Genomic DNA, 22,441 nt, shown 5'->3' with positions numbered 1-22,441 from the left:
TCGAGTGACGAGGAGCGAAGACGTGAGCGAGCAGCGGGACCTGATGGCAGGTCGCTACCGACTGCAGCACCGCATCGGGTCGGGCGGCATGGGCCACGTGTGGCTGGCCTGGGACGAGCGGCTGAGCCGCGCCGTCGCCATCAAGCAGCTGCGGGCGCTCGCAGACCTGCCCGAGGACGAGGCCGCCGTCGCGCACCAGCGTGCGATGCGCGAGGCCCGCATCACCGCCCGGCTCGACCACCCGAACGCCGTGCCCGTCTTCGACGTGGTGGACCACGAGGGGCAGCCGTGCCTCGTCATGCAGTACATCCCCTCGCGCAGCCTCCACGAGATCCTCCGGGCGGAGGGCACCCTGGCGCCCGTTCGCGTCGCCAAGGTCGGGTCCGAGGTCGCCTCGGCTCTGGCCGCCGCCCACGCGGCCCGCATCGTGCACCGCGACGTCAAGCCCGGCAACATCCTCATCACCGACGACGGCACCGCGCTCATCACCGACTTCGGCATCTCGCGCGCCTTCGGCGACGTCTCGCTGACGTCGACGGGCATGCTGACGGGCACGCCTGCCTACCTCGCTCCCGAGGTGGCGCGCGGCGCGAGCTCGACGCCCGCGTCCGACGTCTTCTCGCTCGGCGCGACCCTGTATGCCGCGGTGGAGGGCACGCCGCCCTTCGGTGCAGGCGACAACCCGATGGCCCTGCTGCACAAGGTCGCGTCAGGGACGATCGACCCGCCGCGTCTCGCGGGGCCGCTCGCGGACGTCCTGCTGACGATGCTCGATGCAGACCCCGAGCGGCGGCCGACGATGCAGCAGGCAGCGCAGGCGCTCTCCCGGCTGTCCACCAGCGCCACTGTCGGCATGGGTGAAGGAACGGGCGAGCGTCCCGGGTCCACGAAGGTGCTGCCCGTGGCCGGAGCAGCCCTCGTGGGCGCGGGTGCGCTGGGAGCACAGGGGGGCCACACCGTGGAACTGCCGAGCGACCCTCCCCCACCGCCGGCCGCCGACGCACCACGACCGGCACCAGAGGCACCGCGAGCGGCGGCGGCGCCGCACGCCACCCCGGACGACGGGGCTGCAGACCGGCCTGGCGATCTCGTCGCCCCCGCGCGGCGGCGACGGCGCGGCGCTGCGGTGCTCGCAGGCGCCCTCGTCCTCCTCCTCCTCGGCGTCTGGGCCGTGCAGCGCGCGAACGACCCCGCGAGCGAGGCAGCCCCTGCACCACGCGTCACCGCTGCGACCTCGCCGTCGTCGTCGTCATCGTCCGCTCCGACCTCCGCGGCCTCGTCGTCTGCCGCTGCGTCATCCTCTGCCGCACCGACCTCGCGGCCGGCCTCACCCACCCCGACCCGCACGAGTGCTCCGTCTGCAACGAGCTCTGCTCCCGCGCCCGCCACCACGGCAGCGCCCCCAGCGAACGCCGGGAGTGGCGCGGTGACGGCGAACGCCCTGAGCGCGGCTGTCCGCGACTACTACGGGCTGCTGCCCGGCAACACCGATGCCGGGTGGGCTCGGCTGACCGACCGCTACCAGCGCACGACGGCGACGAGCCGCGCCTACTACGACCGGTTCTGGGGGAGCATCAACCGGGTGCAGGTCTCGCAGGTCACGAGCACCGCCCCCTCCTCCGTGGTCGCCACCCTGCGCTACGACTACGCCGACGGCCGCACGTTCATCGAGCGCACGTCCTACTCCCTCGTGCGCGACGGCGGGCAGCTCAAGATCGACCGTTCCTCAGTGCTCAGCAGCCGACAGGCCTGATGCACCCGGGCACGCAGCTGTCCGCTGTCTCGGCGCCGCTTGAGGTGGTCCGGGCCTCCCCTGCGTTGAGTCACCCAGTGACTCAGAGTGACTCAGAGTGACTCAGAGTGACTCGCCACCGGAGCGCCCCGACGCGGGTGGTCGGTGTTGAGTCACGTGCTGACTCAACGCAGAGGCAGCACAGAGGCACCCATAGAGGCACCCATAGAGGCAGCACCCCAGGAGCCACGGCGCCGGGCCGCCGCAGCTTGCCGTTTGGGCCTCTAGGCCGTCTCCGCAGACCCCGCACCACCAGCGGCGGCCTCACCCGGCACGGGCTGGATGCTCGGCCGCACGAGGAGGGCGGCCGCCTCACCGTCACCGATCTCGAGGCGGTCGCCGGTGATGACGAAGGCCTGCTCGGCGCCGAGCAGCTCGAGCAGGCGCTGCTCCTGGGCCATCGCCTCGGGCGGGCCGGCCATGCGGGTCGTCGCGGCGTTGCCGACGACGAGCAGCCCGTCGCGCACCTCGAACTCCCCCATGAGCCGGTTGACGCCCGTTGTACCGGTGAGCCGGCCGTCGGCTCCGAAGGACAGCTGCGGCTTCGGCGGGGCCGTCACCTCACCCCCTAGCTCCTGGACGGTCCACTCGGTGCCGTGGATCGCATTGCCAGCCGTGTTGCCAGCCGTGTTGCCAGCTGTGTTGTCAGCCACGTTCTCGGTCATGACCCGACCCAAGCACACGACGAGACCCAGCCGCAGGCGAAGGCCTCGCTCAGAGGCGCGCGATGACCTCGTCGAGCATCGCCTCGGTGAGCTTGCCGGTGAACGTGTTCTGCTGGCTCACGTGGTAGCTCCCGACGAGGCGCACAGGATGACCAGCAGCGGTCGTCAGCACGACCTCCGCGCCGTGCCCGAAGCGAGGCTTGGGAGTCGGCACCTGCCATCCGCGACGCCGAGCCGCGCCGAGAGCCGCATCCCAGGCGATCGAACCGAGCGCGAGCACCGAGCGGAGCCGGCCCTCCGAGAGCTCGAGGTCGCGGTCGAGCCACGGAGCGCACGCGGCCTTCTCCTCGGTGGTCGGCTTGTTCGCCGGTGGAGCGCACCGCACGGCCGCGACGATCCGCAGACCCCGCAGCACCTGCCCGTCGCCCGAACTGACCGACGTCGGCTGGCTCGCGTAGCCGCCACGGTGCAACGCGGCATACAGCCAGTCGCCCGAGCGGTCCCCGGTGAACATCCGGCCGGTGCGGTTGGTGCCGTTGGCCGCGGGGGCGAGCCCGACGACGAGCACCTCGGCGTCGGGGTCGCCGAAGGAGGGGCCGGGGCGGCCCCAGTAGGGCTGGTCCGCGAACGACGCCCGCCGCCCCTCCACCGCCACCGTCTCGCGCCACGCGACGAGCCGCGGGCACGCCCGGCACACGCTGATCCGCGCATCGAGCTCCGGTATGCCGTCCGCACCCTTCGCCAGTCGCCCCACCTGGGCAGGGGTGCGGGCGACGGGCGTCTCGGCCGTCGCCGGGTCACCGGGCCAGCCCGATCCCGCCGGCACCGGGGAGAGGAAGAGCCCACCGGTGACCGGATGACGGGCGGGGTTCGGCAGACCGACGGGGCACATGAGCCCACGCTAGGACGCAGGGGCGCCTCACGGCATACGGCAGGGGCGAACGGGGTCGACGTGAGACGGTGCGGGGGTGGGCAGGAGGCCTGAGGTGAACCGCGGTGCCGGTCGTGGCGTCTCCCAGACGGGGACCACGGTGAGGAGGTGAGGCACGGATGCCGCTCGACGACGAGGCCGTCGCGGCGATCTACCGCGAGCACGGCCCGATGCTGCGCCGGGTCGTCTGGCGCGCGACGAGCGACGCCAACCGGGTGGAGGACATCGTGCAGGAGGTGATCCTGCGGGTGTGGCGGCAGGCCCCGGAGGTCGACAACCTGCGCGCCTACCTCATCACGACGGCCCGGCACCTCATCGTCGACCAGCACCGCGCCTCGACACGCCGACCGCAGCAGACGGCTCTCGTCGACCTCCCCGTCGACGACGCCGACCTCGACCGCGCGCTCGACCAGGTGCTCGTCGAGGAGGCGCTCGGCCGGCTCCAGCCCGCCCACCGCGACGTCGTGCGCTGCCTCTACTACGAGCGGCTCAGCATCGCCGAGACCTCGACGCGGCTCGGAACCCCCGAGGGGACCGTGAAGTCGCGGGCCTACTACGCCGTGCGCCACCTGCGCGCCATCCTCGACGAGATGGGAGTGACGAGATGACCGACGAGTCCGATGGCCTGCACGTCCTCCTCGGCGGCTACCTGCTCGGAGGACTGTCCGACGCCGACCACAGCGCCTTCACCGAGCACCTGCGGACCTGCGCCGCGTGCCAGGCCGAGCTGGGTCAGGTGTCGGGGCTGCCGCGGTTGCTCGCCCTCGCCGGGCCCGCCGGCGGCCCCCACCTCTCTCCTGACGCCGAAGGCGACGCTGCCGCCGCGCCGTCGGTGTCCGACGACGAGGAGCTCCCGCGGCTGCTCTCGGCCGTCGCCCGGCGGCGGCAGACCCGACGCCGCTGGTTCACCGCGGTTGCGGCAGCCGCCGCGGCGGTCCTCTTCGGCGCCGGCCTGTGGCTCGGCCCGCGGCTCACGGCCCCGCCCGAGCTGCCGACGACGCACGTGGTGGCAGCGCCCGCACCGGGGTCGTCGGTCCGCGTCGACGTCGCCCTCGTGACGCGGGGGTGGGGCACGCAGCTCGACCTCGACTGCGAGGACATGCCGACGTCCGGGCAGCTGACCCTCTACGTCATCGACCGCAAGGGCGGCTCGACCGCGGCTGCGTCGTGGCGCGGCACGCCGACGGGATACTCCCAGCTGACCGGGGCGACTGCCCTGCGCCCCAACGAGATCCAGCGGCTCGAGATCCGCGACGGCAAGGGTCAGGTGCTCGCCTCGGCGACGACCTGAGCGCAGCCGAGCGGGCGCCCGGTCCGCTCCCTGGCCGGACCCGGCGCCCGCTGCACGCTGAGGGTTGGTGCGGGGCGGCCCCCCTGCCCCGCACCCTTCCCCTGCCGATCAGTGCACTGTGGCGACGGCCTGATACACGGCAGGCGCCGGTTCTTCAGGTCGGATACTCCGGACGGCTCACGCGCGGCCCCCGACGGCCTTGATGACCCTCGACGGCCCTCGACTGCACGGGCGGGGGCGTGCGAAGGTGGCGACATGGCTGACGACACCAGCATCCAGCACCGCATCAGCTCGCTCATCGACGAGGAGCACCAGCTGCGCGGGGCCCTCCAGGCCGGCGCGATCTCGGTCGACGAGGAGCATGCCCGCCTCCGCGAGGTCGAGGTCGAGCTCGACCAGTGCTGGGACCTCCTGCGCCAGCGCCGGGCCAAGCGCGAGTTCGGCGAGAACCCCGACGAGGCGCAAGTGCGGCCCGAGCGCACGGTCGAGGGCTACATCGGCTGACCCTGGATCGACAGCCCGTGCCCGAAGGGCAGCAGCGGGTCGTCGTAGCCGGGCACGTCCTCGTGGTGCCGACGCACCTGCTCCATCGACCGGGGCAGGTCGAAGGGCAGCCTGCCACGAGGCGGGATGACGCCCGTCAGCGCGTCGAGCAGGGCATCGTCGCTGCTCCCGTAGCTGCCGACGACGGCCGCTGCCGTGTCGAGCAGGGGTGAGAGCACGGCGGGGCGGTCGAGGACGACGTCGATGACGAGCGGGCACACCGCAGCGATCCGTGCGAGGCGGTGCACGAGGCCGGGCGGGAAGTCGAGCGACCCCTGGTGGAACCACGCCTCGAGGAAGAGGTCGGAGCGCGGCTCGAAGGGAGCCATGAGGCGCACGAGCGCGACGTCGGCGTCCTCCGGTCGCTCGACGCGGGTCATCCCGTGCCGCGCCAGCGCCTCATCGGACACCCGCTCGGCATAGACGCGCCGACCCGGCACGAGTGGCAGGGCGGCGGCACGCTGGGCGAGCACGGTGACCGACTGCGCCTGGGCGGCGTGGCCCAGCTCGCGGAAGTCGGCCCGGCCCACCGTCTCGGCGGCGGCGTCCTCGTCGACGTAGGGGTTGTCGAACAGCCCGAGCCGGAACTTCACAGCGAGCAGGCGCCGGGCCGACTCGTCGATGCGGGCCTCGGTGACCCTGCCCTGGGCGACGAGGTCGAGGAGGATCTCGACGCACTCCTCGCCGCCGAACTGGTCGGCACCAGCATCGACGATGAGCTCCATGCGGCCGTGCGGGTCGAGGTGCTCCACCCCCCAGGCGCGGGCCGGGAGGACCTGGTCGCCGACGTGGTTGTCGTTGACGAGCTCCCAGTCGGTGACGACGACGCCGTCGTAGCCGAACTTCTCGCGCAGCAGCCCGGTCACGACCTGTTTGTTGTAGCCGAAACCCACTGGCTCGATGGGCTCCCCGCCGATGACGAGGCCGAGCGGCATACCGTAGTAGGGCATGATGCCCGCGGTGCCGGCCGCGATGATCGGGGGGAACGGCTTGAGGTGGTCGGCGAATCTGCCTCCGCCGTAGACCTGCTCGCGGCCGTAGGGGAAGTGCGCGTCCTCGCCGTCCTTCTGCGGACCGCCGCCGGGGAAGTGCTTGCTCGTGCAGGCCACACTTGCCTCGTCGAGCGAATCCCCTTGGAAGCCCTGCAGATACGCCACGCCCAGCTCGGTGACGAGATCGGGGTCCTGGCCGAACGTGCCCGCCTGGCGCGCCCACCGCGGCTCGGTCGCGAGGTCGAGCGTCGGGTGCAGGGCCGCTCGGATGCCGACGGCGACGTACTCCTGCCGGGCGATGTCGGCGAAGGCCCGCACCGCCTCGGTGTCGCGAAGGGCTGCCAGCCCCAACGGCTCCGGCCACTGCGAGAAGGCACCGGCCGAGAAGGAGACCCCGGCGTTCTCGATGAACGCGTGCCGCGGGTCGGTCGAGATCGTCACGGGTATGCCGTGTGGCGTCGTCTCGGCGAGCGCCTGCAGCGCGTTGCTCCACCGTGCCGCGAGCCGGGGGTCGCCCAGGGCGTGCACGTTGAAGTGGCTGAGGTGCTTGTCGCGCACGACGGTGGTCGTCGGCGACTTGCTGATGGCGCCAGGTTCCTCGATGAGGGAGCCGTCGGCGCCGGCCTCGATGACGGTCTGGAACATGAGGCCGACCTTCTCCTCGAGGGAGAGGCGGCCGACGAGGTCCTCCACCCGGTCGTCGACGGGCAGCCGTGGGTCCTCGAAGGGGTCCATCCGGCCGTTGCCGTTGAGGTCGCGGTAGGCGACGCCGTCCTCGGTCGTGCTGAGCTCGGGGCGCACGGGTGGGGCCTTTCGTTCGGTGAGGGGCCTCGTGGCCGCCCGATGCGTGCGGTCGGGCGGCCACGAGGTCTGGGGGTGCCGGCCCCGGCGCCTCGGGAGGGCGCTGGCCAGCGCGGTGGTGGGAGGTGGCAGGAGCGGGTCAGGCGGTCGGGCTCGCGCCGAACTCCTCGACGCCGATGACGGGGCGCAGCGCCTTCTCGACGGCCGGCGTGCTGAACGCCCGTCGGATGACGTCGCGCCCGAGCACGTTGCCGATCGCACCCATGACCATCGCCTGGTCGAGCGAGAGGTAGCGGCGCGCGACCGTGCCCGACTTCACGGCGATGGCGTCGAAGAAGCCGCCCCGGCCGTAGGAGTCGAAGTCGGCCTCGATGTTCGCGAGGTTGGTGAAGGCCTGCGCCGGCTCGTGCATCATCGCGAGGAACGACGCGTGGGGTGTGACGACGCCGTCGCCGTAGGTCGGCGACGGGTTCGTCGCCGGGCGGCAGTCGCCGAAGCCGGGGTCGTAGTTCGTGCTCTCCTGGTCGGACATGTAGCCCGTCGGGTTGAGCCCGAGCGCGTCGACGCCGTACTCGCGGTAGCCGCCTGCCGGGTTGCTCGACGGGGAGAAGCCCCAGTAGCCGTAGCCCGCCTCGATGAGCCCGTGCTCGCGCTGTGCCCGCACGTGGAGCGGGTGGTTGCGCCCCCATGATCTCGGCGCCCACGCCGCCTCGTCGACGAAGACGTCGGGCATGAGCTCCTCGAACATCGAGCCGCCCCAGCCGGGCACGATGTGCATGCCGCGGTAGGTGTAGGCGCCCTCGTAGACGTCGATGCCGTAGTACGTGCGGTTGACCCCGACCGGCTGCATCTCGTGCCACGACCAGTCGCACGTCGCCGGGAAGGTGCGCCACATCGCGAAGTACTGCTTAGCCGGGATCTGGCCGGTGATGATGCCGAGGTAGCTCGTGATGCGGGTCTCGGACACCGTCGTGTCGTAGTGGTGGGTCGTCAGCCAGACGGGGTCGCCGCCGATGTGGGTGCCCCGGTAGGTGCCTCCCGGACGGCCGTCCTCGTAGGGGTAGAAGCCGCCGTGGATGAGGCCGCCCGGCCGCACCTGGTGCGCCGGGTCGCTGTTGTCGTTGTAGAAGGCGTCCCAGCGCATCCGGTCGAAGATCCGCCTCGCCCAGGGCGCCGCGGCGCGGTCGGAGCTCATGACGACGAGCAGGGCGGCGCCGAGCCAGCCGTTGTCGACGCTGGAGCAGAACGGGACGACCTTGTCGCCCGAGTCGGGCCACGTGTGCAGCGCCGTGGCGGTCGCCTCGTCGTACCAGTTGTAGTACATGCCGCTCGGCGTGTGGTGCTCCATCCGCTCGACCGTCTTGAGCGTGCGGATGAGCCGGCCGGTGGCCTCGCCGCGGGTGATGATGCCGAGCTCCCGCGCGACGACCGTCGACCACAGGTAGCCGCCGATGTTCGTCGGCGACGTGTAGCCGGAGCGGTCGCCGGCGGCGAGCGACTCGGGGATGTTGTCGGCGGGCAGACCCGTCTTCGGGTCGGTCATCGCGACGAGGCTGCGCCACGTGTCGGCGGCCCACGTGCGCACGCGCCCGTTGTCGACGGCGCGGGTCGCCGACCCACGCAGGTATGCCGGGGCGTTGCGCGACGCTGCCGAGGCGCCCGACGCTGGGGTGAGGGCGAAGGCGGCGAGTGAGGCGGCACCTCCGACGAGGAGGGCGCGGCGGCCGGGGAGGTGGAGGCGCTGGGAGGTGTCGGACATGGGCTGTGCTCCGTTTCGGTGTCGGTTCACGCTTGCGTCGAGGGGTCGGTCGGTGGGGTGGGTTGGCTCGAGGGTCACTTGAGGCCGGTCGTTGCGATGCCCTCGATGAACCGCCGCTGGAAGATGAGGAAGATGACGAGGATCGGCAGGATGACGACCGTGGACCCGGCGAGGAGCAGGCCGTAGTTGGTGCTGTTCTGGCCCGTCGCGTAGAGGGCGAGCGCCACCGGCAGGGTGTACTTGTCCTCCGACTGCGCGACGACGAGCGGCCAGAGGAAGTTGTTCCAGCTGCCGAGGAAGGTGAGGATGCCCAGGGTCGCGAGGGCCGGCCCGCAGAGCGGCATGATGATGCGCGCGAAGATCGTCAGCTCTCCGGCACCGTCGACCCGACCGGCGTCGAGCAGATCCTTCGGCAGCCCGAGGATGAACTGGCGCATGAGGAAGACGCCGAAGGGGCTGACGAGGAAGGGCAGGAAGAGGCCGGGCAGCGTGTCGACGAGGCCGGCATTCGCGACGAGGACGAAGAGCGGCACGAAGGTGACGACGCCGGGGATCATGAGCGTTCCCATGACGGCGACGAAGATGGCCTTCTTGCCCTTGAAGTCGAGCATCGCGAGGGCGTAGCCGAGCATCGAGCAGAACACGAGGTTGCCGACCGTGACGACGACGGCGACGGCGGTCGAGTTGAAGAAGAACTGCCCGAAGTTGAGCCGGCTGAACAGCTGCGTGTAGTTGTCGAGCGAGGCGGTCTGGGGCCACCACGTCGGCGGCACCTGTCGCAGCTCGCCCTCGCTCTTGAAGCTGCCGAGGACCATCCACACGAAGGGTGCGATGACGGCGACGAGCGCGACGACGAGGACGAGGTAGAGCCACCAGTGGCCGCCGTTGTTGGAGCCGACCATGCCGGAGCGGGGCGCGCGGCCCGAGGGCGTGGCGCCGCGCGACGGCTGGGCCACGGGGCGGGGAGCGGTGTCAACGGACATGGTCACGTCCTCTCTCGGAGCAGGCGGAACTGCAGGGCCGTCACGATCGCGATGACGACGAAGATGAGGTAGCTCATCGCCGACGCGAGGCCGTAGTTGCCGAAGCCGAACTGCTGGAAGGTGTTGTAGGACACCGTGATGGTGCTGTCGAGCGGGCCGCCCTTCGTCATGACGAACGGCTCCTCGAAGACCTGCAGATAGCCGATCGAGGTGGTGACCATGACGAAGAGGAGCGTCGGGCGCAGCAGCGGCATCGTCACGTGACGGAACCGTCGCCAGGCGCCGGCGCCGTCGATGGCGGCGGCCTCGTGCAGCTCGGCCGGCACGGCCTGCAGACCGGCGAGGAAGATGATCATGGCGGTGCCGAAGTTGCGCCACGACGCCATCATGATGAGGGCGGGCATCGACCAGTTCGGGTCGCCCAGCCAGTTGGGGCCGTCGATGCCGACCCACCCGAGCACGGTGTTGATGAGGCCGCCCGGGTCCTGGAGCAGGAAGCGCCACACGACGGCCACCGCGACGATCGAGGTGATGACGGGGGTGTAGAACCCGAGCCGGAAGACCGACCTGAAGCGCGTGATCCCCTTGTCGAGCGCGATGGCCGCAGCAAGTGCGAGCACGAGGGTCAGGGGCACCCCGACGAGGACGAAGTAGGCGGTGTTGGCGGCCGCCTTGCGGAAGACGGGGTCCGACAGCGCCTTGGTGTAGTTGTCGAGCCCGATGATGTTCACCGAGAACGGCGAGCGCAGGTCGCGCGCCTTGGTGTCGGTGAAGCTCATGAACATCGACTGGACCACCGGCCAGGCGGTGAAGGCGAGGAAGAGCAGGCAGAAGGGGATCGCAAGGATCCACGCCGCCCGCCCCTCCCGCCCGCCGGAGCGGCGCCCCGGCGAGCGGGAGACGGTCTGGGCGGTCATGGCTTACTGACCCGAGCCGATGGAGTCGGCCTGCTGCTGCACCGTCTTCAGGGCGGCAGCGGGGTCGGAGCCGGTCTTCGTCACCTTCTCGAGCTCGGTGTCGAAGGTGGCCACGACCTGCTCCCACGTCGAGAACGACGGCGGCGCCTTGGCCGTCTCGAGCTGCTTGCCGAAGACGGCGAGCTTCTTGTCACCGGCGAGGCTCGAGTCCTGCCAGGCGCTCTTGACGGACGGCAGGTCGGTCGACATCGCGTACCACTTCGCCTGGACCTTGGGGTCGGCGAGCCACTGCACGAACTTCCAGGCAGTGTCGCGGTTCTGGGTGTTCTTGAAGACGGCGAGGTTCGACCCGCCGACGAAGGACGACGAGCCGGCCGACCCGGCGGGGATCTGGGCGACGTTGTACTTGTCCTTGAAGCCGGCACCGCCGACCTTCTCGACCGCGGACATCATCCACGGACCGGAGATGAACATCGGCACCTTGCCGCTCGCGAAGTCGGGCTCGGTCGTCGGCGTCGCGGGCGCCGCCTTGTCGGAGATGCCGTCGGTGAAGAACGACTGGTAGTACTTCGTCGCCTCGAGGACCTGCGGGCTGTCGAAGTTGTAGCCCTTGCCGCCGTCCTTCGTGAGGTCGGCTCCGTTCGACCACGCGAACGGCATGAGGGTCTGCCACGATCCGGTGCCGCCGGCCTGCAGCCCGATGCCCCACTTCGCGCCGGCCTTGGTCTGCATGGCCTTGGCCATGTCCTTGAGGCCGGCCTGGTCGGTCGGGGCGGTCTCGTAGCCGGCCTTCTTGGCGAGGTCGGAGCGGTAGAACAGGACGCGCGTCTCGACGTACCACGGGATGCCGTAGGACGTGCCGCCCACCTCGGTCGTCTTCTGGGCGCCGTCGAAGAAGACCGACTTGTCGATCTGGGCCGGCGTCGGGTCGAGGGCCCCGAGCCCGGCGAACTCGCCCATCCACGTCGTGCCGACCATGGCGAGGTCGGGCGTCTTGTTGGCGGTGATGGCGGTCGTGAACTTGTCGTGCGCCGCGTCCCAGGGGATGGCGGTGACGTTGACCTTGACGCCCGGGTTGGCCGCCTCGAAGTCCTTGGCGAGCTCGGGCAGCTTCTCGCCCTCGGCGCCCATGGCCCACATCGTGATGGTGCCCTTGGCGGCGCCGGTGCTGACGGCTGCGCCGGTCTGGCCGGCGGCTGCGCCGCCCGTGTCGGCGCTGCGACCGCAGGCGGTCACGGTGAGGGCGGCGGCGGTCATGCAGGCGACAGTGATGGCGGTGGTGCGTCTCATCGGGTGTCTCACTTTCTGGGTGCCACGAGCGGGCTCGCGGGTCTGTGGAGGCGGGGTCAGGGGATCGATGGAGCGACTGGGGGATCTGGTGCGTGGACGGGTTGGAGGGATCGGCGAAACAGGGCACGGCTACTGGTGCCGCACCGGCGAGGGGGCTAGGGGGTGGGGCAGCCGCACGAGCCGCGCAGCACGACCTCGGTCGGCAGCAGGACGGGGGCCGGGAGCGGAGCGGCGCCGTCGACGCGCTGGTGGAGCCGCTCGGCGGCCAGCACCCCGAGCTCGTGCACGGGCTGGCGGACCGTGGTCATGCCGGGGCGCACATAACGCGAGGTCATGACGTCGTCCCACCCGACGACGGCGATGTCGCCGGGCACGTCTCGGCCGGCGTCCTGCAGGCGCGTCATGATCGACAGCGCGAGCTCGTCGTTGGCGCAGACGAGGGCGTCGGCCTCGAGCTCGCCGGAGAGGATGCGGTCGGCGACCGCGACGCCCTCGCTCTCGCGGAAGGGCACGCGCACCGGTTCCGCCGCGACGAGACCGCGGGCGGCGTGCGCGGCGACGAAGCCGGCATACCGCTCGGAGATGTCGGGGGCGGGGTCGGGGTCACCGACGTAGAGCAGGCGCGAGCGGCCGTGGTCGAGCACGTGGGCGGTGAGCTGCTCGGCGCTGTGGACGTTCTCGGCGGCGACGAGCTCGACGCTGTCGCCACCGGGCACGTGGGGTGATGAACCGGCAATGACGACAACGGGTTTGCGGCCGCGCAGGGCGCGGGCGAGGGTGGGCGGCAAGGCGGCCGAGCCGAGCACGGCGATGCCGTCGACCCTCGTGGCGAGGTGACCAACGGCCCCGGGCACGTCGCTCTTGCCATTCGCGAGCAGCAGGATGACGCTCTGGCCGAGCTCGGCGGCGCGGGTCTCGAAGCCCATGAGCAGCTCGGAGTAGTAGGGGCCGGTGAGCTCCGGGATGACGAGCCCGTAGGCCTCGTGGTGACGCACGGCAAGGCTGCGAGCGGCGCCCAGAGGCACGTAGTGCAGCGATTCGACGGCCTCGAGCACCTTCTGGCGGGTGGCCTCGGAGACGACCGCCCGGCCCTGCAGGACCCGCGAGACCGTCGCGATCGACACCCCGGCGCGCTCGGCGACGGAGTAGATCGTCGCCCCGACGGCAGGCGTCACGCCCGGTGTCGTGGCCGGTGTCGTGGCGGGTGTCGTGGCGGGTGTCGGAGCGGAGGCGGATGACTCGGGCGAGGGCGTGGTGGGGGCTGCCGACGGGCGGTCGGTCCGCTGGGGCCGCTGGCGTGGGGTCGTCGCCACGGTCCACCTCCTTCGTCTCGTCGTCGAGTCATGAGTGCGCCTGCGTCATACCCGGCGAGGGCGCCGGTCTGCATGTTGTAAGCGCTTACATCGCCCCCCATCGTGCCCATCTCGTCCGGATTGCGCAACCCCTGGTCTCGAGACCAGGCACAGATCAGCAGGCACGACGTCGCAGGTGGGTTGCGCCGATGACCGCGAGTTTGCCTGTGTGACAATCGTTTTCGTCCGCCACCACACTCACCCAGACGCGCGTATGCCGTCCGGCGGGCTGGGTGCCCACCGGACGGCATACCGGCTCCTCCGACGGGGGCTCTCAGCCCTGCATGAGGCCGAACTGGTTGCCGTCGGCGTCGGCGACGACCGTCGTGCGGCGCCCCCCGCCGACCTCGGCGGGCGGCTGGACGACGGTGGCCCCCGCAGCGACGAGGGCGGCGCTGGAGGCGTCGAGGTCGTCGACGCGCCAGAAGGGCACGGTGCCCCGCAGGCCCTTGCGGTGGCCGTTGGGGTCGAGCGCGAACTCCTGGCCGTCGACTGTGTAGCCGACGTAGTAGGGCTCGTCGGTGTGCGGCTCGGCGCCGAGCAGCGTCGTGAAGACGCTCTTGGCGGCGGCGAGGTCGGCGACGGGGAAGATGATGGTGTCGACGGCGGTCATGTCCTGCTCCTCGTGATGGGTGGGTGCCGGCTGGTCGGCCGACGGTGCGACGAGCTGCCGGGGCGATGTCACATCCGGCGGGTGCGGCTCGTCAGAGGTGTGACGGATGCCGGGCGCAGAATGTGACGGCGTGACGCGACAGGACGGACGGGACGGCTCATGGACGCGACGACGCAGGGCAACGGCGGTGCGCCGACCGACGGCGGCAACGGCGGTGCGCCGACCGACGGCGGCGGCGGCGGCGTGAACGACGGCTCGCGTGACTGGGTGGCCCGCGACTTCGAGGCACACCGGGCGCGGCTGCGGGCGGTGGCCTACCGCGTGCTCGGCTCGACGAGCGACGCCGACGACGCAGTGCAGGAGGCCTGGCTGCGGCTGGGGCGCACGGACGCCAGCCAGGTCGACAACCTCGGCGGATGGCTGACGACGGTCGTCGCCCGGATCAGCCTCGACATGCTGCGGTCGCGAGGATCGCGGCGCGAGGACCCTTGGGACAGTGAGCTGTCGGAGCTGGTGGCCGAGTCGCGCGACCCGCGGCTGCAGCTCGACCAGCCTGCCGCGCCCGACCCGGCGGAGGAGGCCGAGCTCGCCGACTCCGTGGGTGTCGCCCTGCTCCTCGTCCTCGACTCGCTGACGCCCGCAGAGCGGCTCGCTTTCGTCCTGCACGACCTCTTCGGCCTGCCCTTCGAGGAGATCGCCGACATCGTCGACCGCTCCCCCGCCGCCACCCGTCAGCTCGCGAGCCGAGCCCGGCGGCGGGTCCGCTCGGCCCAGGTGGAGCGCGACACCGACCGGGCCCGCCAGCGCCGCGTCGTCGAGGCGTTCCTCGCCGCGTCGCGGGCCGGCGACTTCACCGCCCTGCTCGAGCTGCTCGACCCCGAGGTCGTCATGCGGGCCGACCCGGCCGCCGCGGCGATGGGTGCAGCGGCGCTCGTGCGCGGGCGCGCAGACGTCGCCGAGATCTTCAACGGCGGCGCACGGTCGGCGCGGCTCGCGGTGCTGGGCACCGATGACGCGGGCGGCGTCGGCGAGGTCGGCGCCGTGTGGACGCTGCGTGGCGAGCCGAAGGTCGCCTTCTCCTTCACCGTCGTGGGCGAGCGGGTCACGGGCATCGAGCTCATCGCCGATGCCGAGTGGCTCGCCGCCACGGAGTTCACCTACCTCCAGGAGGCGCGCCCCGCTGCCGGGCCGGCCGAGGATGCCGGGCCGGCCGAGGATGCCGGGCCGGCCGAGGATGCCGGGCCGGCCGGGGAGTGAGGCGGTCGTCATGTCTCGTGTCAGGTTGAGACGTGACGCGGCTGACGCTGCGCCGATCGGCGGGGCCGTCGTAGGGTCGAAGGGTGGCTGAGGGAGCACGTGCGGCAGTCGTCCTCGGGTCGGGGGGCGCTCGGGGCTATGCGCACATCGGGGTGATCGAGGTGCTGCGCGAGCGCGGGTTCGAGATCGTCGCGATCGCCGGCACGTCGATGGGCGCGCTCGTCGGCGGGGTCACGGCCGCCGGTCGGCTCGAGGCCTACACCGAGTGGGCCCGAAGCCTGAGCCAGCGTGAGGTGTGGCGGCTGCTCGACCTGTCGATCACCTCGCCGGGGGGCGCCATCCGGGCCGAGCGGATCATCCACAAGGTCGGCGAGATCCTCGACGGGGCGACGATCGAGAGCTTGCCGATCCCCTTCACCGCCGTCGCGACCGACATCAACGCCCGTCGCGAGGTGTGGTTCCAGCGCGGGCCCGTCGAGAAGGCCATCCGCGCCTCGATCGCCATCCCCGGCGTCATCACCCCGGCGGTCATCAACGGCCGGGTCCTCGTCGACGGAGGCCTGATCAACCCGATCCCGATCGAGCCCACGGCCGCCGCGGAGGCCGACCTCACGATCGCGGTCTCGCTCTCGGGCATGCGCGCCGCCGGCGCCACGGCCACTCCCGTCAAGGAGTCGTCGGAGCAGCGGCCGCGCGAGGAATGGACCTCCCGGCTGCGCCGCAGCGCGGCGGAGGTGCTGGACTTCGAGCGGATGCGCGCCATCACCGGGCGGTTCGCCCACGCGAGGGAGGTGCCCGACGCACTCGACCCGGCGGCATACGCCCCCGACGGCGTGCACCTCACGGACGCACCCGACGACGGGTCGCCTCTCGGGGAGGCTCCGGTCTCCGCCGCCGCGGCGGCGAGCGCCGACCTCGCGATCGACACCACCCAGACGCCGACCGACGCCCTGCTGCGCGTCAACGCCGACATCGGGCTCGTCGACTTGCTCAACATGTCCTTCGAGACGATGTCGGCGCTCATATCGCGCTACCGGATGGCGAGCAACCCGCCCGACGTGCTCATCACGGTGCCGTCCAACGCCGTGCGCACGCTCGACTTCCACCGCGCCGCCGAGATGATCGACCTCGGCCGGCGGCTCGCCACCGAGGCCCTCGACCAGGCGGGCTACTGACCGTCGGCCCGCGCCCGCAGGTCGAGCCGACCGTTCAAGCGCTGTCGGCGGTGGGCGTCACAGTGGTCGGGTGATACTGCACGCCGACGCCGACGCGTTCCTCGCCTCCGTCGAGCAACGCGACGACCCCCGGCTGCGCGGCCGGCCGATGGTCGTCGCGCACGAGGTCGTCGCGTGCCCGTCCTACGAGGCCCGGGCCCTCGGCATCCACGCCGGTATGCCGCTGCGCCAGGTCCGCCGTCGCTGGCCCGACGTGCTCGTGACCGGCTACCGCCCGGAGGCCTACGAGGCAGCCTCGGCCGGTCTCTTCGAGGTCTTCCGGCGCTTCACCCCGCTCGTCGAGCCGGGCTCCATCGAGGAGGCCTTCCTCGACGTGGCCGGCCGCGACCGCGGTGACCCGGCCGGCGTGGCGGCGGCCCTGCGCACCGCGGCTCGCGCCGAGGTGGGCCTGCCGGTGTCGGTGGGCGTGGGGCGCACCAAGCTCATGGCCAAGCTCGCGAGCCGGCGCGCCAAGCCCGACGGGCTCGTCGTCGTCGATGCCGAGCTCGAGACACGGGTGCGGCCCCGACTGCGCCTCGACGAGCTGTGGGGAGTCGGCCCGACGACCTGGGGGCGTCTGCACGCCGCCGGCCTGCACGTCGTCGCCGACCTGCACGGCTGGTCCGAGGAGGACCTCGCGCGGATCGTGACGACGGCGATGGCCCGTCGGCTCCTCTCGATCGCGGCCGGCACCGATGACGCGACGATCCGGCTGCCGGGGCCACGTCAATCGGTCAGCGCGAGCCGGTCGCTGCCACCGACGCGCACCCGCTCCAAGATCGAGGCCGTGCTCGAGGAGTGCGTCGGTCGGGCCCTGCACCGGGTCGTCGCGCTCGAGGGGCCGCCACGCCTGCCGGGGCGGCTCGAGGTTGTCGTGCGCTACGACGACGGCGCCCACGTGCAGCAGCGCGGGCCGCTGCCCTCCCCCACCCTCGACCCCGAGGTCGTCGGGGCGACGGCCACGCAGCTGCTCGAGCAGACGGCCTACGAGTGGGACGGACGAGGCGTGACGATGGTCGGAGTCACCCTGCCCCTGCCGCGAGCGGAGCCGTCTTGACCTCGAGCCCCCTTGAGGTCACACGATGGTCAGGTGACCTCATCGACGACGACTGACGCCGCGACCGACTCGCTCGGGCCCGCCGAGGTGGCTGCCTACCTCGCGCGGCTCGGGGTGGTCGCGCCCGAGGCTCCGACGCTCGGCGCGCTGGCGTCGCTGCACCGGGCCCACCTCATGCGGGTGCCGTTCGAGAACCTCGACATCGAGCTGGGCCGAACGATCAGGCTCGACGTCGACCACCTGCACACCAAGGTCGTTGTTCGGCGCCGTGGCGGCTACTGCTACGAGCTGGGCGGGCTCTTCGCCGCGCTGCTGCGCTCGCTGGGGTATGCCGTCGACCTCGTCTCCGCGCGCGTGTCCACCGCCGACGGCGGGCTCACCGACGACTTCGACCACCTCGCCCTCGTCGTCACCTCACCCGACCTCCCAGAACCGTTGCTGGCCGACGTCGGCTTCGGCGACGCCTTCATCGAGCCGCTGCCCCTTCGTGACGGCATCTCGGTTCACGAACGGGGCAAGGACGTCGGGCTGGCGCAGGTCGGGGACACCTGGCACTACCGCGAGCGTCGTCATGCTCATGACCGCACGGAGGCCCGGAGCCTCCCGACGGATCGCGACGTCGGCGAGTGGCGGACACAGTACGTCTTCACGACGACGCCGCACCGGCTCGCGGACTTCGAGCCCCGCAACCGCTGGCAGCAGACCTCGCCGGAGAGCCACTTCGCCCGCCAGCGGGTCGCCTCACGACTGACGCCCACCGGGCGGGTGACCCTGAGCGGTCAACGGCTCATCACGACGACGCACGGTCGGCGCGACGAGGTCGAGCTCGCCGACGACGAGGTGGCCACCGCGCTGGCCGGCCACTTCGGGATCGTGCTGAGCGGACGGCATACGGAATCGCCATCGGCATCGGAATCGGCAGGCGGTGGCCCTGCTCAGCCCCAGGCCTCCCTGGTGGGCCGGCAGAGGCAGAACGGGTGGCCGGCCGGGTCGGCATAGACGCGGAAGCCCCGCTCGGGTGCGGGCTGCGGCGGCTCGACGGGGTCGAGGGCCGTGCCTCCGAGCGCGAGCACCCGCTCGTGCGCTGAGGCGACGTCGGCGACGACGAAGTCGAGGTGCGCCTGCTGCTGCCCACGGGGCCAGTCGGGCGACTCGTGGTTGGGCGCGAGCTGGGTCGAGATGCGCGGGCCGTCCCACAGCACGTCGAACCAGTCACCGTCCTCGTCACCCTCGCCACGTACGGTGCCCCCGATCAGGTCGGCATAGAAGCGCGCCACCCCGGCAGGGTCTGCGCAGTCGAGGGCGATGCAGTCGAACCTGACCGTGACGTCCTTGGCGTCATTGGCGGCCTCGGAGTCGTTGGCGCCCGAGGCGGCGGCACTGTCGCTCATGCGGATCTCCTTCTCTCTCGTGGTGATCCACTGTGGCACTCGGCGCCGACAGCCTCCGGTCCTCGCTGCCCTCGATCGTGCCCGGGTCAGGTGACCGGCTTGGGCCAGACGACGGCTGTGGAGGTGATGGGGCGCACGAGCGACGACGGGGCCGAGCCGTCGACCGTCACCGTGTGCGTGCCGGGCGGGAGGTCGGCGAAGGTCGTGACCCCGTGGCCTCCTCGGAGCGTGGGCTTGGCCGTGGCGAGCACCTTGCCCTTGGCGCTGCGCACCGTGACGGTGACGGGCACCGCGGGGGGCTCTGCGTCCGGGTCGTCGGCCTCGAGGTCGAAGGCCACCTTGAGACCCGAGCCCTGCGTCACGAGGTCGGGCACCGACGCACGCACCGACACCGACTTCAGCTCGCGGCGGCGCACCGGCTGCGCGGTGAGGATCTCCTGCACCTGGTCGAGGACGAACTGGTTGCACTGGAGGTTCGTGTGCTGCTCGGGCACCCGCACGATGATGTTCGTGTCCAGGGCCTGGCCGAGACCGACCGCGCCGGTGAGCGGCACGGTGCTGTCGCCGTAGTCGTTGTCGTTGCCGAAGTTCTGGTAGGCCGTCGCCTGGCCCCCCGAGAGCTCGACCGTCGTCGCCGTCGGCTGACGGATGCCGACGATCATGTGGGTCATGTCGCGGCTCGCCGCGCGGGCCGACTCGGCGGCCTGCAGGTCCATCTGGAAGGCCATCGCGTCGGCGACCATCGCCGTGCTGAGGTTGGGCACCGAGACCTCCGTCGTCTTCGCATAGCCTCCCGGCGAGCTGATGCACGCGAACTCCGGCAGCAGCTGGTAGAGCGACGGCATGCTCCGTGAGAAGTCGGTGAGGTCGATGTGGATCGGACCGATCCCCTTCTTGACGCCGTTGACGAGCTGCTCGAGCGCACCGGTCGCGCCACGCCAGGGAGTGCCGAGCGTGATGAGCTTGCGGGTCACCTCCGCGCCTCCGCACTTCTCGATGTACCACCGGGCGACGAGGCCGCCCATCGAGTGGACGACGAAGACGACCTGCGCGTCTGCCGAGGCGCCGCCCTGGGCGCGCAACCGCTCGAGGGCGGGCTCGACGACGGTCTTCAGCCGCTCGCCGTTGTAGCGGTTGGACAGGCGCCAGTCGTAGGGGAACGCGACGAGGTTGGGCGGCTTGGGGCCGTTGTCGCGCTTGTAGCCGAGGCCTTCGAGCGCGTCGATGAGCACGTCGTAGCCGCGGATCGGGGTCCAGATGCCCGGCAGCACGTGGACGTCGGGCATGAGCGCGACGGGCTCGACGCCGTCGTCGGGTGCGGCGTCGCCGATGCCCTCGGGGAGCGCCTTCTTGAGGATGGAGTTGCCCCCGGTCAGCAGCTTCCACACCGCGCCTGCGCTCGGAGCCCAGATGAGGTTCTCGCTGGCGGGCGAGCCGTCCGCCCCTCTCACGCCGAGGGTGCTGCCGGTGATCCCCGGAAGCACCACGACCAGGTCGTTGCTCGTCATGACCAACCGCCTCCCGCACTGAGGTGAACGTCCTGCTCCACGGTGGCACGGGGCACCACCGGTGATACCCGAAACGCGCAACGTCGTGCAGAGTGGACCCACCTGACCCGTGACCGCCGAGACGAGGAGACCGCACCCGTGGACATCACCGAGGTGATCGCGCACCAGCACGACGAGCAGCGCCGGATGTTCGCGATGCTCGAGGAGTGGCCGCGCGACGACCACGAAGGGCTGGCGGCGATCTGGACCCGGCTCGCGATCCTGCTCGAGACGCACGCGGAGGCGGAGGAGCAGTTCTTCTATCCCGAGCTGCTCCGACTCGGCACCGGTGGGGCCGACGCCGAGTCCGTCGACGAGGAGGTCGAGGACGCCGTCAAGGACCACAACGAGCTGCGGGCCGCCATCCGCAAGGTCGCTCGCTGCAAGACGGGGTCGGCGGCCTGGTGGACCGGCGTCATCGACGCCAACGTGCACAACAGCGACCACATGGGCGAGGAGGAGCGCCAGGACCTCGCGGACTTCCGGCAGCGGGCGAGCCTCGAGCTGCGGCACGAGATCGCGGTGCAGTTCCTGCGCTACGAGTCGCTCAAGGCCGCCTCTGGCGTGAGCCCGGTTGACAAGGACCCCAAGCGCTACGTCGCATCGCGCAAGGGCGCCACGACCTCGGCGACCGCGAAGCGGGCTGCCCGTGCGGCGAAGAAGGCGACCAAGGCCGCTCAGCCGGCTCGCAAGGCTGCGTCGAAGAAGGCCTCCCCCTCGGCCGCCAAGGAGTAGGCGCTCGACGGTGGTCGAGCGACCAGGTCTGGCCACTCGACGTGCAGGAAGCGACCAGGTGTGGCCACTCGACTTTGCTAGGTGGTCGGCTGCGGGGGGCGGCGCCTCCGGCGCTCGACCGCGAGCGCTGCGAGGACGATGACGCCGGCCACCAGGCCCCAGAAGGCAGCGCCGACCCCGGCGATCGTGACGCCGGACGCCGCGACGACGAGGGTCACCGCGCCGGCCTCGCGTGACGCCGGGTCGGCGAGCGCGGCAGCGGCCGACGCGGCGAAGGTGCCGAGCAGGGCCAGCCCGGCGATCGTCTCGATGAGGCCTGCGGGCGCCGACCGCGCCGCGGCCGTGACGATCCCCGCGAGCGGCCCGAAGGCAAGGTAGGTGACTCCGCACGAGACCCCGGCGATCCAGCGGCGGTTGCGGTCGGGATGCGCCTCCGGCCCGGCGGCGAGCGCCGCGGAGATCGCGGCGAGGTTGATGGCGTGCCCTCCCCCGAGCGCCCCGACGACGCTCGCGCCGCCCGTGTAGAGCAGTGGGGCACGCATGCCGAGGCGGTAGCCGAAGGAGCCGAGCACCGCGATGCCGGGGATGTTCTGGCTCGTCATCGTGACGATGAAGAGCGGCAGGCCGATGGCGACCATGGAAGTGACGTCCCACCTCGGTGCCACGAAAGTGACTGCGGGAGAGAGCTGCCCGACATCGAGGGTGCCGAAGACCCCGGTCACCGCCATGACGACCACGGCCGCGACGAGCGCACCGATGACCGCCCACCGCCGGGCGAACGCGACGAGCAGCAGCCACACGACCATGACCGGCGCGATGGCTGCCGGCGAGGCGACGACGGCCCGGAAGGGTGCCACGCAGAGCGTGAGGAGGACCCCGGCGAGCATTGCGCTCGCCAAGGGGACCGGGATCGACTCGACGAGACGCTCGAGGGGGCGAATGAGACCGCACAGGGCGAGCAGCGCCCCGCAGACGACGAAAGCGCCCACCGCAGAGGCGAATCCACCGTTGGGGACGGCAGCCGCCACGAGCAGAGCCGCCCCCGGAGTCGACCACGCCATCGTGACGGGCATCCTCAGCCGCCAGGAGAAGAGCACGCAGCCGAGACCCATCGTCACGCAGAGCACGAGCAGACCCGACGCCGCCTGCTCCGCCGTCGCGCCCACCGCGTGCAGTCCCGTGAGGACGACGGCGAAGGAGCTCGTGAACCCGACGAGGCCGCACACGACACCGGCGAGCACGGCATGCCCGGTCGAGCCGTGGGGCGCCGGCACCGCCGCCACGGCGGCGGGTGAGGAGGTCACCGAGCCC

Annotated in this window: 21 protein-coding genes; 9 read left to right on the top strand and 12 right to left on the bottom strand. The window is 71.8% G+C overall.

Annotated elements, in window-relative coordinates; translation table 11 throughout:
* Positions 1 to 22 precede the first annotated feature (22 nt).
* Positions 23 to 1,753: a serine/threonine-protein kinase gene (locus tag FHX52_RS12290; protein WP_185747262.1), complete on the top strand. Its 1,731-nt coding sequence runs from the start codon at positions 23 to 25 to the stop codon at positions 1,751 to 1,753.
* Positions 1,754 to 2,016: 263 nt separating this feature from the next.
* Here FHX52_RS12290 and FHX52_RS12285 read toward each other — a convergent pair whose 3' ends face one another.
* Both FHX52_RS12285 and FHX52_RS12280 read right to left on the bottom strand, forming a co-directional pair.
* Positions 2,017 to 2,457, bottom strand: a complete 441-nt coding sequence (locus FHX52_RS12285; RefSeq protein WP_141822416.1) for an META domain-containing protein — start codon at positions 2,455 to 2,457, stop codon at positions 2,017 to 2,019.
* A 49-nt stretch (positions 2,458 to 2,506) separates the two neighbouring features.
* Positions 2,507 to 3,349 carry a uracil-DNA glycosylase gene (locus tag FHX52_RS12280; protein ID WP_141822414.1) on the bottom strand — a complete coding sequence of 281 codons (843 nt, stop codon included), beginning with the start codon at positions 3,347 to 3,349 and terminating at the stop codon, positions 2,507 to 2,509.
* 158 nt (positions 3,350 to 3,507) lie between these two features.
* On the opposite strand from FHX52_RS12280, the gene FHX52_RS12275 reads away from it, so the two are divergent.
* From FHX52_RS12275 to FHX52_RS12265, 3 genes are all read left to right on the top strand, one after another.
* Positions 3,508 to 3,996: a sigma-70 family RNA polymerase sigma factor gene (locus FHX52_RS12275; RefSeq protein WP_141822412.1), complete on the top strand. Its 489-nt coding sequence runs from the start codon at positions 3,508 to 3,510 to the stop codon at positions 3,994 to 3,996.
* Positions 3,993 to 4,679, top strand: a complete 687-nt coding sequence (locus tag FHX52_RS12270) for a zf-HC2 domain-containing protein (RefSeq protein ID WP_141822410.1) — start codon at positions 3,993 to 3,995, stop codon at positions 4,677 to 4,679. The genes FHX52_RS12275 and FHX52_RS12270 overlap by 4 nt, the downstream gene beginning before the upstream one ends.
* Positions 4,680 to 4,934: 255 nt before the next feature.
* A complete protein-coding gene (locus FHX52_RS12265) occupies positions 4,935 to 5,183 on the top strand; it encodes a DUF2630 family protein (protein WP_141822408.1) in 249 nt (82 codons plus the stop codon).
* On the opposite strand, the gene FHX52_RS12260 is transcribed toward FHX52_RS12265, so the two are convergent.
* The 7 genes from FHX52_RS12260 to FHX52_RS12230 form a co-directional block, all read right to left on the bottom strand.
* The gene (locus tag FHX52_RS12260) at positions 5,171 to 7,015 is read right to left on the bottom strand and encodes a glycoside hydrolase family 3 protein (RefSeq protein WP_141822406.1); all 1,845 of its coding nucleotides are present in this window, start codon (positions 7,013 to 7,015) and stop codon (positions 5,171 to 5,173) included. The two genes, FHX52_RS12265 and FHX52_RS12260, sit on opposite strands and share 13 nt — an antisense overlap.
* 139 nt (positions 7,016 to 7,154) lie before the next feature.
* The gene (locus tag FHX52_RS12255; protein WP_141822404.1) at positions 7,155 to 8,774 is read right to left on the bottom strand and encodes a glucoamylase family protein; all 1,620 of its coding nucleotides are present in this window, start codon (positions 8,772 to 8,774) and stop codon (positions 7,155 to 7,157) included.
* Between the two features lie 74 nt (positions 8,775 to 8,848).
* Positions 8,849 to 9,757: a carbohydrate ABC transporter permease gene (locus tag FHX52_RS12250; protein WP_141822402.1), complete on the bottom strand. Its 909-nt coding sequence runs from the start codon at positions 9,755 to 9,757 to the stop codon at positions 8,849 to 8,851.
* Between the two features lie 2 nt (positions 9,758 to 9,759).
* A complete protein-coding gene (locus tag FHX52_RS12245) occupies positions 9,760 to 10,674 on the bottom strand; it encodes a carbohydrate ABC transporter permease (protein WP_141822400.1) in 915 nt (304 codons plus the stop codon).
* A gap of 3 nt (positions 10,675 to 10,677) precedes the next feature.
* On the bottom strand, positions 10,678 to 11,964 hold the full coding sequence (locus tag FHX52_RS12240) for a sugar ABC transporter substrate-binding protein (protein ID WP_141822398.1): 1,287 nt from the start codon (positions 11,962 to 11,964) through the stop codon (positions 10,678 to 10,680).
* 155 nt (positions 11,965 to 12,119) lie between these two features.
* Positions 12,120 to 13,277, bottom strand: a complete 1,158-nt coding sequence (locus tag FHX52_RS12235; protein ID WP_246069946.1) for a LacI family DNA-binding transcriptional regulator — start codon at positions 13,275 to 13,277, stop codon at positions 12,120 to 12,122.
* Between the two features lie 313 nt (positions 13,278 to 13,590).
* Complete coding sequence (locus FHX52_RS12230) at positions 13,591 to 13,929, bottom strand: VOC family protein (RefSeq protein WP_141822396.1); 339 nt, start codon at positions 13,927 to 13,929, stop codon at positions 13,591 to 13,593.
* 159 nt (positions 13,930 to 14,088) lie between these two features.
* On the opposite strand from FHX52_RS12230, the gene FHX52_RS12225 reads away from it, so the two are divergent.
* From FHX52_RS12225 to FHX52_RS12210, 4 genes are all read left to right on the top strand, one after another.
* A complete protein-coding gene (locus FHX52_RS12225) occupies positions 14,089 to 15,186 on the top strand; it encodes a sigma-70 family RNA polymerase sigma factor (RefSeq protein ID WP_141822394.1) in 1,098 nt (365 codons plus the stop codon).
* Positions 15,187 to 15,269: 83 nt separating this feature from the next.
* The gene (locus FHX52_RS12220) at positions 15,270 to 16,361 is read left to right on the top strand and encodes a patatin-like phospholipase family protein (RefSeq protein WP_141822392.1); all 1,092 of its coding nucleotides are present in this window, start codon (positions 15,270 to 15,272) and stop codon (positions 16,359 to 16,361) included.
* Between the two features lie 70 nt (positions 16,362 to 16,431).
* A complete protein-coding gene (locus FHX52_RS12215) occupies positions 16,432 to 17,457 on the top strand; it encodes a Y-family DNA polymerase (RefSeq protein ID WP_141822390.1) in 1,026 nt (341 codons plus the stop codon).
* Between the two features lie 33 nt (positions 17,458 to 17,490).
* Positions 17,491 to 18,456 carry an arylamine N-acetyltransferase family protein gene (locus tag FHX52_RS12210; RefSeq protein WP_221630588.1) on the top strand — a complete coding sequence of 322 codons (966 nt, stop codon included), beginning with the start codon at positions 17,491 to 17,493 and terminating at the stop codon, positions 18,454 to 18,456.
* Here the strand turns inward: FHX52_RS12210 and FHX52_RS12205 are convergent.
* Together FHX52_RS12205 and FHX52_RS12200 are read right to left on the bottom strand one after the other, a co-directional pair.
* On the bottom strand, positions 18,393 to 18,848 hold the full coding sequence (locus tag FHX52_RS12205; RefSeq protein ID WP_185747261.1) for a VOC family protein: 456 nt from the start codon (positions 18,846 to 18,848) through the stop codon (positions 18,393 to 18,395). The genes FHX52_RS12210 and FHX52_RS12205 overlap by 64 nt on opposite strands.
* 86 nt (positions 18,849 to 18,934) lie before the next feature.
* The gene (locus tag FHX52_RS12200; protein ID WP_141822388.1) at positions 18,935 to 20,356 is read right to left on the bottom strand and encodes an esterase/lipase family protein; all 1,422 of its coding nucleotides are present in this window, start codon (positions 20,354 to 20,356) and stop codon (positions 18,935 to 18,937) included.
* Between the two features lie 138 nt (positions 20,357 to 20,494).
* Between FHX52_RS12200 and FHX52_RS12195 the strand changes: the two genes are divergently transcribed.
* Entirely contained in the window at positions 20,495 to 21,130 is a 636-nt protein-coding gene (locus tag FHX52_RS12195; RefSeq protein WP_141822386.1) for a hemerythrin domain-containing protein, read from the top strand.
* Positions 21,131 to 21,207: 77 nt separating this feature from the next.
* On the opposite strand, the gene FHX52_RS12190 is transcribed toward FHX52_RS12195, so the two are convergent.
* Positions 21,208 to 22,434, bottom strand: coding sequence for a benzoate/H(+) symporter BenE family transporter (locus FHX52_RS12190; protein ID WP_246069945.1), 1,227 nt, complete (start codon positions 22,432 to 22,434; stop codon positions 21,208 to 21,210).
* Positions 22,435 to 22,441 lie beyond the last annotated feature (7 nt).

The sequence above is a fragment of the Humibacillus xanthopallidus genome (assembly GCF_006717145.1).
Classification (GTDB): Bacteria; Actinomycetota; Actinomycetes; order Actinomycetales; family Dermatophilaceae; genus Humibacillus; species Humibacillus xanthopallidus.
This window is presented reverse-complemented; position numbering and strand designations above follow the sequence as displayed.

Bases quoted from the DNA above. Each gene is read 5' to 3' on its own strand.
- FHX52_RS12285 (WP_141822416.1), bottom strand. From the start codon at position 2,457: ATGACCGAGAACGTGGCTGACAACACAGCTGGCAACACGGCTGGCAAC.
- FHX52_RS12280 (WP_141822414.1), bottom strand. From the start codon at position 3,349: ATGTGCCCCGTCGGTCTGCCGAACCCCGCCCGTCATCCGGTCACCGGT.
- FHX52_RS12275 (WP_141822412.1), top strand. From the start codon at position 3,508: ATGCCGCTCGACGACGAGGCCGTCGCGGCGATCTACCGCGAGCACGGC.
- FHX52_RS12270 (WP_141822410.1), top strand. From the start codon at position 3,993: ATGACCGACGAGTCCGATGGCCTGCACGTCCTCCTCGGCGGCTACCTG.
- FHX52_RS12265 (WP_141822408.1), top strand. From the start codon at position 4,935: ATGGCTGACGACACCAGCATCCAGCACCGCATCAGCTCGCTCATCGAC.
- FHX52_RS12255 (WP_141822404.1), bottom strand. From the start codon at position 8,774: ATGTCCGACACCTCCCAGCGCCTCCACCTCCCCGGCCGCCGCGCCCTC.
- FHX52_RS12250 (WP_141822402.1), bottom strand. From the start codon at position 9,757: ATGTCCGTTGACACCGCTCCCCGCCCCGTGGCCCAGCCGTCGCGCGGC.
- FHX52_RS12245 (WP_141822400.1), bottom strand. From the start codon at position 10,674: ATGACCGCCCAGACCGTCTCCCGCTCGCCGGGGCGCCGCTCCGGCGGG.
- FHX52_RS12240 (WP_141822398.1), bottom strand. From the start codon at position 11,964: ATGAGACGCACCACCGCCATCACTGTCGCCTGCATGACCGCCGCCGCC.
- FHX52_RS12230 (WP_141822396.1), bottom strand. From the start codon at position 13,929: ATGACCGCCGTCGACACCATCATCTTCCCCGTCGCCGACCTCGCCGCC.
- FHX52_RS12225 (WP_141822394.1), top strand. From the start codon at position 14,089: ATGGACGCGACGACGCAGGGCAACGGCGGTGCGCCGACCGACGGCGGC.
- FHX52_RS12205 (WP_185747261.1), bottom strand. From the start codon at position 18,848: ATGAGCGACAGTGCCGCCGCCTCGGGCGCCAACGACTCCGAGGCCGCC.
- FHX52_RS12200 (WP_141822388.1), bottom strand. From the start codon at position 20,356: ATGACGAGCAACGACCTGGTCGTGGTGCTTCCGGGGATCACCGGCAGC.